The sequence below is a fragment of the Pseudomonas folii genome (assembly GCF_014357575.1).
GTDB lineage: Bacteria > Pseudomonadota > Gammaproteobacteria > Pseudomonadales > Pseudomonadaceae > Aquipseudomonas > Aquipseudomonas folii.
In genome coordinates, this window is sequence record NZ_JACONW010000015.1 from 47,609 (window position 1) to 61,032 (window position 13,424).

A 13,424-nucleotide genomic window follows, 5' to 3' on the forward strand; every position below is an offset into this window, starting at 1 on the left:
CGCAGTCATTTGCGATCAGATCGTCATGGGTGCCAATGCGATGAAGTAGAGCATATCGCACTCTGCATGGTCGCCAACTTTTGTCCCACCGTGATTGTGCTTTCGGCCTTGAAAAATCCTCCATTGCGTCCCGCAGGCATAGACCCGTAAGACCGGCTTTAGCCGGGAAGAGATTATGTCTGGCGAAGGGTACCTGGCGAATGTACTGGCTTCCTCCCGGCTAAAGCGGAACGCCGCCCGGCCAGTCCTGCAAAAAACCATTTATCCAGTGAATTATGTTGCGTTCGAAAAAGGCAGTTTGTCGCCTCGTGTTACCCGATTAGCGTGGCGGGTGTAATGAAAACCTTATCAGCTCGCTCGTGTAATAACTGGTCACCCTTGCCTCGATTGACACCCCAACACCCTGAACTAAGTTTGAGTGGCGACTCAAGGAATGTCGCACTCAATCATGATGTTACGGAGTGTTCCACATGCGTAAAGCTTTTCTTTCCTCGTTGTTATTCGCGTTTTTAACCAGTGCTTCGGTTGCTGTAACCGCCGCGCCGGTTACGCCTTCGGAAAAGAATACCCCCATGGCCGCGGTCGTCATGCAGGATCAAATGGCACCCAAGGTCAACATCAATACCGCTGAAGCGGAAACCCTGCAGAAGCAACTCTCAGGCATCGGAAAGGGTAAGGCTGAAGCCATCGTCGCCTATCGCGAGGCCAACGGTGAGTTCACCTCGGTGGACGAGTTGATTGAAGTCAAAGGCATTGGCAAAGCCCTTCTGGACAAGAATCGGGACAGACTCGCAGTCGAGTAACCGCCTTTAATTCCTTCTGATCAGGCCGGTCCAGGACCGGCCTTCCTGTCATCCCCGCTTCATCTCCTCCTGCTGCCAGACCTGGCACACGACATCCTTGCGCTTGATTTGGGCCTCTTGACACATCAAATGCTGGTCGACATACAATGCTTTGAATTACATGTTTAATATAAAGCCGGAATGTGGACTGGAGATTTCAAAAATGAGCATTACCCATGCGAAAGGCGTCAAGTCGTGAGCGCTGAGGCACAGATCACCAGGAATGGTCCACGAATTGTCGTGACCGGGATGGGGCTGGTTACGCCTCTGGGCACTGGCGTCGAAGCCGTGTGGCAGCGCCTGCTGGCCGGGCGCTCCGGCATTGTTCGGTTGAGTGAAGAAATCGTTGCCGATCTGCCGGGTAAGGTCGGGGGGCGCGTACCACTCATGGCTGACGATCCTGAAGCCGGTTTCGATGCGGACAGCGCGGTGCCCGCCAAAGAGCAAAAGAAAATGGATCGCTTCATCCTGTTTGCCCTCGCTGCCGCCCAGGAGGCGATTGCGCAGGCTGGCTGGGTAGCTGATAACGAAGAGGCCAGGGAGCGAACGGCGACGATAATTGGCTCGGGGATTGGTGGTTTCGGGGCGATTGCCGATGCTGTTCGCACCACCGACAGCCGTGGACCGCGGCGTTTGTCCCCGTTCACGATTCCCTCGTTTCTGGTCAATCTGGCAGCGGGTCATGTTTCCATTCAACATGGTTTCAAAGGGCCGCTGGGGGCGCCGGTGACGGCCTGTGCCGCGGGTGTGCAAGCCATTGGCGATGCAGCGCGAATGATCCGTTGTGGTGAAGCGGATATTGCTATTTGCGGCGGGGCGGAGGCGGCAATCGATCGGGTTAGCCTGGGGGGGTTCGCTGCCGCTCGTGCCCTGTCCAGTGGCTTCAATGAAACGCCCGAGCGTGCTTCGCGTCCCTTTGATCGTGATCGCGACGGTTTTGTGATGGGCGAGGGCGCCGGGATTCTGGTGATTGAATCGCTGGAACATGCCCTTGCCCGGGGCGCGAAACCCATCGTCGAACTGGTGGGTTATGGCACCAGTGCCGATGCTTATCACCTGACGGCTGGGCCGGAAGACGGCAGTGGTGCTCAGCGGGCCATGGGCGCGGCGATTCGCCAGGCGGGGATCCAGCCAGAACACATTCAGCACCTGAATGCTCATGCCACTTCCACGCCGGTCGGCGACAAAGGGGAGATGGCGGCCATCAAGGCACTGTTTGGCGATCAACACTCCATCGCAGTGACTTCGACCAAATCGGCGACCGGGCATTTGTTGGGCGCTGCGGGTGGGATCGAGGCCATTTTCACCGCGTTGGCGATTCGCGATCAGATCGCTCCGGCGACCCTCAATTTCGACAATCCTGATGAAGCCGCAGCCGGTCTCGATATTGTCCACGGCGCAGCGCGGACCATGGCCATCGAATACGCGTTGTCGAACGGTTTTGGCTTCGGTGGCGTCAATGCCAGCGTGTTGTTCAAGCGCTGGCAGGATTGATCAGGACTCGGTGTTCTGCTGTTTCAACCATTCACGGGTGGTGTGCAGGATTCGCGCTGAAAGAGCCGGATCCTGTGTGCTGCGCGACAGCATCAAAGCGCCAACCAGAGTGGACAGCATCACCACGCTTTGCGCGTCGGCATCCGGCCCGCCGAGTGCGTGTTGCAGGGCGGCGAGTCGCGACTCGATCAGTTCATCGGCGATCGGACTGGGCTGACCGCGCTGACCGAGCTCCGACGCCATGGTCGGCATTGGGCAGCCTTTCTCGGGCGCATTGCGATGTCCTTCGGACAAATACATATCGATAAATGCGCTCAGGCCATTCTCTTGTTCGAAGGCTTGTCTGGTGCGTTCGTTGGCTTCGTCCGCCGCACAGCGCATCGCGTTTTCGACCAGGTCATCCTTGGATTTGAAGTGCGCGTAGAAGCCGCCATGGGTCAGCCCCAATGCTTTCATCAGCGGCTGCAGCCCGGTGGCACCAATACCGTCGCGACGAAAGCGTGCCGAGGCTTCGTGAAGAATGCGTTCGTGAGTCTGGGCTTTGTGGTCGTGCGCGTACCGCATGCAATCCTCCTGACACTGGGCCTTGATATGTTGGTCGACATTTTTACATGGATGAGGGGCGTGCGGATCGTAAATTTCCTTAGAGGTCGCGCCAACCGGTAGGAGCGAACTTGTTCGCGAGACAATTCAACTGACACACCGCGTGGTCCTTCTCGCCAACAAGTTGCCTCCTACCCGAGCGGCATGAACACCGCGCCACCCGGTAGGAGCGAACTCGTTCGCGAGACGATTCAACAGACACACCGCGTGGTCCTTCTCGCCAACAAGTTGCCTCCTACCCGAACGGCGTGAACACCGTGCCACCCGGTAGGAGCGAACTTGTTCGCGAGAAAATTCACCTGACACACCGCGTAGCCCTTCTCGCCAAAAAGTTGCCTCCTACCCGAACGGCATGAACACCGCGCCCCCCGGTAGGAGCGAACTCGTTCGCGAGACGATTCAACAGACACACCGCGTGGCCCTTCTCGCCAACAAGTTGCCTCCTACCCGAACGGCATGAACACCGCGCCACCCGGTAGGAGCGAACGTGTTCGCGAGAAAATTCAACTGACACACCGCGTAGCTCCTCTCGCCAACAAGTTGCCTCCTACCCGAACGGCGTGAACACCGCGCCAGCCGGTAGGAGCGAACTTGTTCGCGAGACGATTCAACAGATACACCGCGTAACCCTTCTCGCCAACAAGTTGCTCCTACCCGAACGGCGTGAACACCGCGCCACCCGGTAGGAGCGAACTTGTTCGCGAGAAAATTCAACTGACACACCGCGTAGCTCTTCTCGCCAACAAGTTGGCTCCTACCCGAACGGCGTGAACACCGCGCTATCCGGTAGGAGCGAACTCGTTCGCGAGACGATTCAACTGACACACCGCGTGGTCCTTCTCGCCAACAAGTTGCCTCCTACCGTTTCATGTTTCAACCTGAGGTGCTTGATTGAAACCCTGCATTAAATTTTCCCGCCCGGGGCACGTTTTCTCATTGAATCAGCCCTAATTCGTGAGCCCCAAACATGCCCCAGTCATTATCCGCGACGGCGATGCCGTTGATTCGCCCGGCCAAGCCTGTTGGCGAAGTCTATCGACGTTTTGATGCCCGTCTCGGCGCCTCGATTTCACTGCGCGCCCTGGACATCGATCTGGACCTTGAACGCTTCAATCGCTGGCAAAACAACCCCCGCGTTCTGCAATTCTGGCAGGAGGGCGGGTCGCTGGAGCAGCACCGGGAGTACCTGGAAAAACAGGCTGCCGACCCTCACACCCTGACCTTGATCGGCTGCTTCGACGACCAGCCATTTGCCTATTTTGAAGCCTACTGGGCGCTGGAAGATCGCATCGCCCCGTTCTGCAATCCAGGCGATTACGACCGCGGGATCCACATGCTGGTTGGCGAAGAAGGCCATCGGGGTCCGCATAAAGTCGCCAGTTGGCTTTCCGCACTGGTGCATTACCTTTTCCTCGATGATGAGCGCACCCAGCGACTGGTATCAGAACCGCGCGCCGACAACGGGAAGATGATTGCCTACATGCAAGGGCAGGGGTTTGAGAAGGAAAAGGAATTCGATTTTCCCCATAAGCGGGCAGCGCTGATGACCCTGGATCGGCAGCGGTTTTTTGAGCGGTGTGAGTGGCTTTAACGCGGGGTTGCGTCGATCACCTTACCTGTAGGAGTTGCCGAAGGCTGCGATTGAAGGTTGTCAGTGAAGACGCTTTCGCAGCCTTCGGCAGCTCCTACAGGTTCAGTGTTTAGCGCCTGACAGCGCGCGCTTCCTGAAGGGAAACCTTGCGGCAATGCACCAAGGCATCGCGGATCATGAAGTTCACCAGCGTCGGCGAAACACCGAGCTCCTTGGCAATGTCCTTCTGCGGGACGCCGTGCAGCCGGTACATCTCGAATGCATAGCGCGTGCGGCTAGGCAGTTCGGTCAGGGCGTCGGCAATGGTTTCCAGGGTGGTGAAATTCATGTGCGAGGTTTCAGGGGACGCGCCGTGGATAACCACATTGAGTCCTTCTTCCTCGGAGCCCGAGTACTTCTGCTCAAGCGCCTGTTTGCGGTAATGATCGATCGCCAGATTGCGCACGATCTGAAACAGGTAACTGAGCTGGGCCTTGATCGACGAGGTGATCTGCGGCGCGGACTGCAATCGAAAGAAAGCGTCCTGTACGACGTCTTCGGCCCGTGATCGGCAGCCGGTAATGCGGGCGGCAATCTTGACCAGAATCAGGCGGTTTTCGACGAACGCCTGGAGTAGCGGTGAATCGCACGTACTTGTGGATAGTTGTTCCGGCATGGAAATCACCTTGCAGCAGTTGGGCAGATGCAGCTTTCGTAGGGAAGCCCCCTACACACCGGGCAACAAATTAGGCTGGATGATAATGATTGTCAAATGAGAAAAATATCTATCGGTATTCCTTTCTCATAGCTTTTTGCTTCATCGCTTGCCCTGTCTGGCGATCAGCCCGTTTAGCCGTTACTAATTATTTCTCGCCTCCGTCCGTTTTCTTGGGTGACAGCCCCGGCTATGCGCCAGCTTGCCGCGCAGTTGGCCGGTGAGGTTGCTCGCCAGTTGCGACAGAGCCCTGGCCAGCCTTATGCGTTGTTCGGTCATAGTCTGGGCGGTTTGCTCGGTTATGAACTGGCTTATGGGTTGCTGGCGCTGGATGTCCCGCCGCTGTGTCTGTTCGCGTCGGCCACAGCCGGCCCGGCGGCGTCGTACGCTTCCTGCCGCCGCTGATTATTACCGCCGAGCAAGTTGATGAGGTCGCAAGAAGGTTTGCCAGGGCATTGGCTGCCGCGGTGGAAAGGATCTAAACCCTGTTGTCCATTTCTGTAGGCGCTGCCGAAGGCTGCGAATGGATGCCTATGACACACCGCTATCGCAGCCTTCGGCAGCTCCTACAGGGCTTCGCGTTTATCCCAACATCACATGCCGACTCAACAGCGCCCGCAACGCCGCGGGCTTGACCGGCTTGGGCAGGTAATCCAGCCCGGCAGCATGCACTTGAGCGATCAGTTCGGGGCGGCCGTCGGCGCTGATCACCACGCCCGGTACCGGCTTGCCGAGGCGCGTCCGCAACCAGGCCATCAGCTCGGTGCCGGTCTCGCCATTGTCCAGGTGGTAATCCACCAGCGCCAGCTGCGGACGTACGCCCTCATCCAGCAGTGCCTGACATTCCTCACGGCTGCGGGCGGTCCAGACCTGACATCCCCAGCGAGTCAGCAAGCTGTTCATGCCGATCAAAATGCTGTCCTCATTATCAATGCACAACACCTGTGTCCCGGTCAGCGCAGTGCGGTTCGCATCGGGGACAATGCTGGCCGGAACCGTCTGATGCTGAGCCAGTGGCACGCACACACTGAACACACTGCCTTTGCCCGGCCATGAACGTACTTGCAAGGTGTGGCCCAGTACGCGACACAGACCATCAGCAATCGCCAGGCCCAGTCCCAGTCCTTTTTCGGCGCGGGTCTGGTGACTGTCCAGACGTTTGAACTCTTCGAAAATCACCCGTCGCTTGTCTTCCGGAATACCCGGCCCACGATCCCAGACCTCCAGACTCAGGTAGGTGCCACGGCGGCGTACGCCCAACAATATCGGGCCCTTGCCGTAACGGAAGGCATTGGTCAGGAAGTTCTGCAAGATGCGGCGCAGCAACTTGATGTCGCTGTCGACCCGCAGCGCGGTACCGCTTACCCGGAATTCCAGGCCTTGTTCCTGAGCCAGCGCCTTGAACTCTGCGCCCAACGTGTCGAACAACGTGTTCAGCGCGAAAGGCTGACGATCCGGGGTGATCTTGCCGTTTTCCAGGCGGGAAATGTCCAGCAGGTCGCTGATCAGGTCTTCTGCCGAGCGCAGCGAGCTGTCCAGATGCTGCACCAGTTGCTGAGCGTCGGCGGACATACCGTCGTCCTGATGGGACAGCGCCGCAGAAAACAGGCGGGCGGCGTTCAGTGGTTGCATCAGGTCATGGCTGACCGCTGCCAGAAAACGGGTTTTCGACTGGTTCGCCGCTTCTGCCGTGCCCTTGGCTTCGGTCAGGGCGAGGTTCAGTTGCGACAGCTCATGGGTACGCTCGGCGACCCGTTGTTCAAGGCTTTCATTCGCGCCCTTGAGTGCATGCTCGGCATCTCGGAAGGCGGTAATGTCGGTGAAGCTCATTACAAAGCCGCCGCCTGGCATCGGGTTGCCGATCAACTCGATCACCCGGCCATTGGGGAACATCCGCTCCGAGGTGTGGGCGCGCCCCTGACGCATCCAGTGCAGACGCCGGGCCACGTGAACTTCCGCCTCGCCGGGGCCAAGCAGACCGCGTTCGGCGTTGTAGCGAATGATGTCGGCAATCGGGCGGCCAATGCTGATCAGCCCCTCGGGATAATTGAACAGCTCCAGATACCGGTGATTCCACGCCACCAGCTTCAGCGATTGATCGACCACGCTGATGCCCTGGGTGATGTTCTCGATGGCCCCTTGAAGCAGGGCGCGGTTGAACTGCAGCACCTCGGAGGCTTCGTCAGCGATGCGCACCACGTCTTCGAGCTGCATGTCGCGGCCTTCGATGGCGGCTTTCACCACGGCGCGGGTCGATGACGCACCCAGCACACCGGCCAACAGGCGCTCAGTGTGGGCGATCCAGTCACCGTTGGCGTTCTGGTTTGGGTTGAAGCCTTTGCCCTGTCGATAGGCGAAGCGGATGAAGCTTTGTCGGGCGCGTTCTTCACCCACGAAACGCGCGGACAGGTTCAACAAGTCCTCGACCTGTACTGCCAGCAGCGGCCGGTTGCCGGTGCTGACGCTGGCGTCCTGACCGATGAAACGCCCGGCCTGCCAGTGCTCGGAAACCCGTGTCTTGGAGATCACCGACACCCAGCCAAACAGAATGAAGTTGCCCGCCAGCGACAGCACCACGCCTTGGGTCAGCGGCGTAATCGGCAGCCCCAGTGGATTGCTGTGCAGCCAGGCCAGGAGTGGAAAGCTGTCTAGAGACCAGCCGAGGCTTTCGGCAGAAATCGGCAGCACCAGGGTATAAAACCACAGGAAAATCCCGGCCCCCAACCCGGCAAAAACACCCCGACGGTTGGCCTGCTTCCACCACAGTGCGCCAAACATCGCGGGCGATAACTGTGTGATGGCGGCAAAGGCGATCTGGCCTATGGTTGCCAGACTGGCAGTCGAACCCAGTAGCCGATAGCAAACGTAGGCGAGCAGCAGAATGACCACGATGCTGACCCGGCGCACCGACAGCATCCAGTGGCGGAACGCCTCAAACGGGCGCTCAGCGGTTTTGCGGCTCAGCAGCCACGGCAGCAGCATGTCGTTGGAGATCATCGTCGACAGCGCGACACTCGCCACAATCACCATGCCCGTGGCCGCCGAGGCGCCGCCGATGAACGCCAGCAAGGCCAGCGAAGGGTGCGTGGTCGCCAGTGGCAGGCTGATCACGAACGAGTCCGGCAGCACTGAGTCGGGCAGGAGCATTTGCCCGGCGAGAGCGATGGGCACAACAAACAGTGCCGCGAGAACCAGATAGGCCGGGAACACCCACTTGGCCAGCCGCAGGTCTTGCGGATCGATGTTTTCTACGACAGTGACGTGAAACTGTCGGGGCAGGCAGACAATCGCCATCATCGCCACGCCGGTTTGCACCACCATCGATGGCCAGTTGATGGTTTCCTTCCAGTATTCCTCAAGCCTTGGCGCGATCAGGGCCTGATTGAACAGGTCGTCGAAGCCGTCATAGAGGCCATACGTCACGAACGCGCCCACTGCCATGAAAGCAAACAGCTTGACCAGCGCCTCGAAGGCAATCGCCATGACCATGCCGCGGTGGTGCTCGGTAACGTCCAGATTGCGCGTGCCGAAGACAATCGTGAACAGCGCGAGGACCAGCGAAACGATCAGCGCTGTGTCCTGCGCTCGGGTTCCGGCGGCGTCCGCGACGGCACCAATAAGGATGTTCACCCCGAGCACGATGCCTTTGAGTTGCAGGGCGATGTAGGGCAAAACTCCAACCAGACAGATCAGCGCAACGACTACTGCCAGGGACTGCGACTTGCCGTATCGGGCGGCGATGAAGTCGGCAATCGAGGTGATGTTTTCCTGTTTGCTGATCAGCACCATTTTCTGCAGCACCCAGGGTGCCAGCAGCATCAGTACCACAGGCCCCAGGTAGATCGGCAGGAACGACCATAACTGCTCGGCGGCCTGACCGACCGCGCCAAAGAACGTCCAACTGGTGCAATACACCGCCAGCGACAGGCTATACACCCACGCCCGCAGCCGGGGCGGCAGCGAAGTGCTGCGCCGGTCTCCGTAAAAGGCGATGGCAAACATGACGGCCATATAAGCCAGGGCGACGGCCGCAATCAGCCCGGTGGACAGCGACATAGACATTCAGAGCCTCAGGAACAAGCTGGCTAGTCTCGCATGAAGGTTCGGGAGAGTAGGAGCGACTTTAGTCGTGAAAGAGAAGAGTGGGTGGATGTGTGCACTTGTGGCGCTTATCGCGGGCAACCACAGCGCCTGAATTGTCGGAATGCCGCCCAGACCAAGCCTCGCACACGGAATTTGTTTATGGACGTGGAACCGGCTTCAGCCGGGAAGAGGCCAGTACAGGCTCTACATTTTTATCGTCAGACATATCGCCTTCCCGGCTAAAGCCGGTCCCACGTGAGCTTGCGAGCAAAAATAAAATCTCCCTCTGTTTGCGTGGCAACTTGAATTGACCTCCAAATCCACAACATTCCGAAACATCCTATCGACATTACGTCCTGTAACGTCTTCAATGTGCCCGTTGCCATTCAGGATCGCGGACGATGAGCCATCAGTCACAGTTCAATTTGCTTGGAAAGCGTCGTTTTCTGCCGTTTTTCATCACTCAGTCCCTCGGGGCATTCAACGACAACATCCTCAAGCAATCGCTGATTCTGGCCATTCTCTACAAACTGAACATCGACGGTGATCGCTCGATCTGGGTGAATCTGTGTGCCTTGCTGTTCATCCTGCCGTTCTTCCTGTTTTCCGCACTGGCCGGGCAGTTTGGTGAGAAATACGCCAAGGACAAGTTGATCCGCGTGATCAAGCTGGCCGAGATCGGCATCATGCTGGTGGGATCGGTGGGGTTCCTGTTCGGGCACCTGTGGCTGATGCTGGTGGCGTTGTTTGCCATGGGCACCCACTCGGCGCTGTTCGGGCCCGTGAAGTATTCGATCCTGCCGCAACACCTGCGCGAAGAAGAACTGGTCGGCGGCAATGGACTGGTAGAAATGGGCACCTTTCTGGCGATTCTGGCCGGGACCATTTGTGCCGGCATCATCATGTCTACCGCTCATTACGAGATGTTTGTCGCCAGTGTGATGGTGTTGACGGCGTGCCTGGGTTTCATCGCCAGCCACAGCATCCCCCGAGCCGCTGCGGTTACGCCGCAGATGAAAATCGAATGGAATATTTTTACTCAGACCTGGGCCACCTTGCGCCTGGGTCTTGGACAAACGCCCGCGGTGTCGCGCTCGATTGTCGGTAACTCTTGGTTCTGGTTCGTCGGTGCGATCTACCTGACGCAAATCCCTTCTTACGCCAAAGAGTGGCTGTACGGCGACGAAACCGTGGTGACGCTGATTCTGACCGTGTTCTCCATCGGTATCGCGACCGGCTCGATGCTCTGCGAGCGCTTGTCGGGGCGCAAGGTGGAAATCGGTCTGGTGCCATTTGGCTCCATGGGCCTGACGGTGTTCGGTCTGTTGCTGTGGTGGCATTCCGGGCAAATGCCGCAGAACGTCATGGCCAACGACTGGCTGGGCGTGCTGGGTTTCAGTCAGGCGTGGTGGGTGCTGCTGGACATTCTTGGCATCGGGATTTTCGGTGGCTTCTACATCGTTCCGCTGTACGCGCTGATTCAGTCCCGCACCCTGGAAAGCGAACGCTCTCGGGTCATCGCCGCCAACAACATTCTCAATGCGCTGTTCATGGTGGTGTCGGCGATTGTGTCGATCTTGCTGCTCAGCGTGGCCAAGCTGTCGATCCCGGAGCTGTTTCTGGCCATCTCGTTGATGAACATCGCGGTCAACGTGTACATCTTCAAGGTTGTTCCAGAGTTCACCATGCGCTTCATGATCTGGCTGCTCAGCCATTCCATGTACCGCGTCAAGCACGATAATCTCGATCATATTCCAGACGAAGGTCCGGCATTGCTGGTGTGTAATCACGTGTCCTTCGTTGATGCCCTGTTGATCGGCGGTGCGGTGCGGCGGCCGATCCGTTTTGTCATGTACTACAAGATCTACAACCTGCCGGTGCTCAACTTCATCTTCCGCACTGCCGGGACGATTCCCATTGCCGGGCGTGGTGAGGACGTGCAGATCTACGACCAGGCATTCAAAAAAATCGCCCAGTACCTGAGCGAAGGCGAGCTGGTATGCATCTTTCCAGAAGGCAAGTTGACTCGCGACGGTGAGATTGATGAGTTTAAAAGTGGCATGAAGCTCATTCTTGAACAGACGCCTGTGCCGGTCATCCCGATGGCGCTGCAAGGCTTGTGGGGCAGTTTTTTCAGCCGTGCGCCGGGCAAAAGATTGTTCCGCCGCCTGTGGTCGAGGGTGACCGTCGTCGCCGGGCCCGCGTTGACCGGGGAGGCATCGACCCAGGCAGCGGCGCGCAAGCAGGTGGCGTTGTTGCGTGGGGAGTTGCGTTGAGCCGCGTCTGATCAAAAATAGCGCAATCCTCTGAATGGAAACGTCTTCCTGTAGGAGCTGCCGAAGACTGCGATAGCGGTGTGTCAGGCCTGATGCATTCGCAGCCTTCGGCAGCTCCTACAGAATATGCATCACATAACAGCAGGGTCGGCTGTCCCGTCCGCCCCTTGGCGCCAGTTCTCCGCCCAATCGTTAAATTTTGTTTCCCTGTCCTCGTTTCCTACTGCAACAGGCCACCTTGCTGGCCATCGATTGACGAGCGGGCAACATCTCCCGAGGACACTGGAATGACACAGGCTCTTGCATCTGCCGTGGTTCACGATTTGATCGGTATCGGTTTTGGTCCATCCAATCTGGCACTGGCAATTGCCCTGCAGGAGCGGGGTGAACGGGATGGTGCGCTGGATGCGTTGTTCCTCGACAAACAGGCCGATTACCGCTGGCATGGCAACACGCTGGTGACCCAAAGCGAATTGCAGATTTCCTTCCTCAAAGATCTGGTCACGCTGCGTAATCCCACCAGCCCGTTTTCGTTCGTCAACTACCTCAAGCAGCACGGTCGCCTCGTGGATTTCATCAACCTCGGAACCTTTTACCCGTGCCGGATGGAGTACAACGACTACCTGCGCTGGGTCGCTGCGCAGTTCAACGAGCAGAGCCGCTATGGCGAAGAAGTCACCGCCATCGAGCCGGTACTGCACAAACAGCAGGTCGAGGCGTTGCGGGTTATTTCCTGTGATACCCAAGGCCAGAATCACGTGCGCACCACCCGTTCGGTAGTGGTCAGCCCCGGCGGCACACCGCGCATTCCCGAGGCGTTCTCCAGCCTGAAGGGCGACGCGCGAGTGTTTCACCATTCAAAGTATCTGCAATCCATGGCTCAGCAAGCCTGCGCCAACGGCAAGCCGATGCGCATTGCGATTGTGGGGGGCGGGCAGAGTGCGGCCGAGGCTTTCATTGACCTGAACGACAGCTACCCTTCGGTGCAGGTGGACATCATCCTGCGCGGCTCGGCACTCAAGCCTGCCGACGACAGTCCGTTCGTCAACGAAGTGTTCTCTCCCGAATCCACTGATTTGATGTTCAGCCAGAACGGCCAGCAGCGCGAACAGATGATTCGCGAATACCACAGCACTAATTACTCAGTGGTGGACATCGATCTGATCGAACGCATCTACGGCGTGTTATATCGCCAGAAAGTCTCGGGCATTGCACGTCATGCATTCCGTAACCTGACCTCGGTTCAGAGCGCCAGGGCGACTGCCAATGGCATTGAAGTGGCGCTGGGTAATCTCGCCAATGGTGAGAGCAGTGTCCAGACCTACGATGCCGTGGTTCTTGCCACCGGCTACGAGCGTCAGTTGCACCGTCATCTGCTGGAGCCGCTGAGTGAGTACCTGGGGGATTTCGAGGTGAATCGCGATTATCGGATCAAGACCGACAGCCGCTGCAAAGCTTCGATTTACATGCAGGGTTTCTGTGAATCCAGCCACGGGTTGAGCGACACCTTGTTGTCGGTGCTGCCAATCCGCGCCGATGAAATCGCCGAGTCGCTGTACGCCAATGTGGCGCGGGCGGGGCGTGATCAGTCAGTGCTGGAGCGGTTGCTGGCGGTGGGGTGAGCACATCAATGAATTGAAATCCGAACTTGTGGGGGCCCCTGCAATTACCTGATTTGGAATGCCTTCTGTAGGAGTGAGCTTGCTCGCGATAGCGGTAGACCTGTTGAGGTATTACCGTCTGGCCTGACGCTATCGCGAGCAAGCTCACTCCTACAGGCTGCATGTTTACCGCGAGACAGCGCGGTGACATGGACACCGTAGCTTCAATCAAAAAATATT

At 58.2% G+C, this 13,424-nt stretch carries 7 protein-coding genes and 3 pseudogenes; 7 read left to right on the forward strand and 3 right to left on the reverse strand.

The features are described from left to right. The first annotated feature begins 470 nt into the window (after positions 1-470). On the forward strand, positions 471-803 hold the full coding sequence (locus H8S59_RS05610; protein WP_095094788.1) for a ComEA family DNA-binding protein: 333 nt from the start codon (positions 471-473) through the stop codon (positions 801-803). Positions 804-1,055: 252 nt separating this feature from the next. After that, entirely contained in the window at positions 1,056-2,336 is a 1,281-nt protein-coding gene (fabF, locus tag H8S59_RS05615) for a beta-ketoacyl-ACP synthase II (protein ID WP_343073038.1), read from the forward strand. Here the strand turns inward: fabF and H8S59_RS05620 are convergent, their stop codons facing one another. Then, positions 2,337-2,900 (reverse strand): TetR/AcrR family transcriptional regulator, encoded by a 564-nt coding sequence (locus H8S59_RS05620; protein WP_095094784.1) that lies wholly within the window; start codon positions 2,898-2,900, stop codon positions 2,337-2,339. A gap of 1,045 nt (positions 2,901-3,945) precedes the next feature. On the opposite strand from H8S59_RS05620, the pseudogene H8S59_RS05625 reads away from it, so the two are divergent. Then, positions 3,946-4,530, forward strand: a pseudogene (locus tag H8S59_RS05625) (GNAT family N-acetyltransferase); the annotation flags it as partial. A 109-nt stretch (positions 4,531-4,639) separates the two neighbouring features. Here H8S59_RS05625 and H8S59_RS05630 read toward each other — a convergent pair. Beyond that, entirely contained in the window at positions 4,640-5,185 is a 546-nt protein-coding gene (locus tag H8S59_RS05630; RefSeq protein WP_027900543.1) for an RNA polymerase factor sigma-70, read from the reverse strand. A gap of 231 nt (positions 5,186-5,416) precedes the next feature. On the opposite strand from H8S59_RS05630, the pseudogene H8S59_RS05635 reads away from it, so the two are divergent. Beyond that, positions 5,417-5,602 (forward strand): annotated as a pseudogene (locus H8S59_RS05635) (thioesterase domain-containing protein); the annotation flags it as partial. Next, positions 5,593-5,706: pseudogene (locus H8S59_RS26930) on the forward strand (hypothetical protein); the annotation flags it as partial. The pseudogenes H8S59_RS05635 and H8S59_RS26930, both read left to right, overlap by 10 nt. A 100-nt stretch (positions 5,707-5,806) precedes the next feature. Here H8S59_RS26930 and H8S59_RS05640 read toward each other — a convergent pair. After that, positions 5,807-9,280 carry a hybrid sensor histidine kinase/response regulator gene (locus tag H8S59_RS05640; RefSeq protein ID WP_187520775.1) on the reverse strand — a complete coding sequence of 1,158 codons (3,474 nt, stop codon included), beginning with the start codon at positions 9,278-9,280 and terminating at the stop codon, positions 5,807-5,809. 428 nt (positions 9,281-9,708) lie between these two features. On the opposite strand from H8S59_RS05640, the gene H8S59_RS05645 reads away from it, so the two are divergent. Together H8S59_RS05645 and H8S59_RS05650 are read left to right on the forward strand one after the other, a co-directional pair. Then, entirely contained in the window at positions 9,709-11,583 is a 1,875-nt protein-coding gene (locus H8S59_RS05645; protein WP_187520766.1) for an MFS transporter, read from the forward strand. 287 nt (positions 11,584-11,870) lie between these two features. Beyond that, complete coding sequence (locus H8S59_RS05650) at positions 11,871-13,205, forward strand: lysine N(6)-hydroxylase/L-ornithine N(5)-oxygenase family protein (protein ID WP_187520767.1); 1,335 nt, start codon at positions 11,871-11,873, stop codon at positions 13,203-13,205. Positions 13,206-13,424 lie beyond the last annotated feature (219 nt).

Coding starts and splice junctions, on each gene's coding strand:
- H8S59_RS05610 (WP_095094788.1), top strand. CDS start 471: ATGCGTAAAGCTTTTCTTTCCTCGTTGTTATTCGCGTTTTTAACCAGT.
- H8S59_RS05640 (WP_187520775.1), bottom strand. CDS start 9,280: ATGTCGCTGTCCACCGGGCTGATTGCGGCCGTCGCCCTGGCTTATATG.
- H8S59_RS05630 (WP_027900543.1), bottom strand. CDS start 5,185: ATGCCGGAACAACTATCCACAAGTACGTGCGATTCACCGCTACTCCAG.
- H8S59_RS05645 (WP_187520766.1), top strand. CDS start 9,709: ATGAGCCATCAGTCACAGTTCAATTTGCTTGGAAAGCGTCGTTTTCTG.
- H8S59_RS05620 (WP_095094784.1), bottom strand. CDS start 2,900: ATGCGGTACGCGCACGACCACAAAGCCCAGACTCACGAACGCATTCTT.
- H8S59_RS05650 (WP_187520767.1), top strand. CDS start 11,871: ATGACACAGGCTCTTGCATCTGCCGTGGTTCACGATTTGATCGGTATC.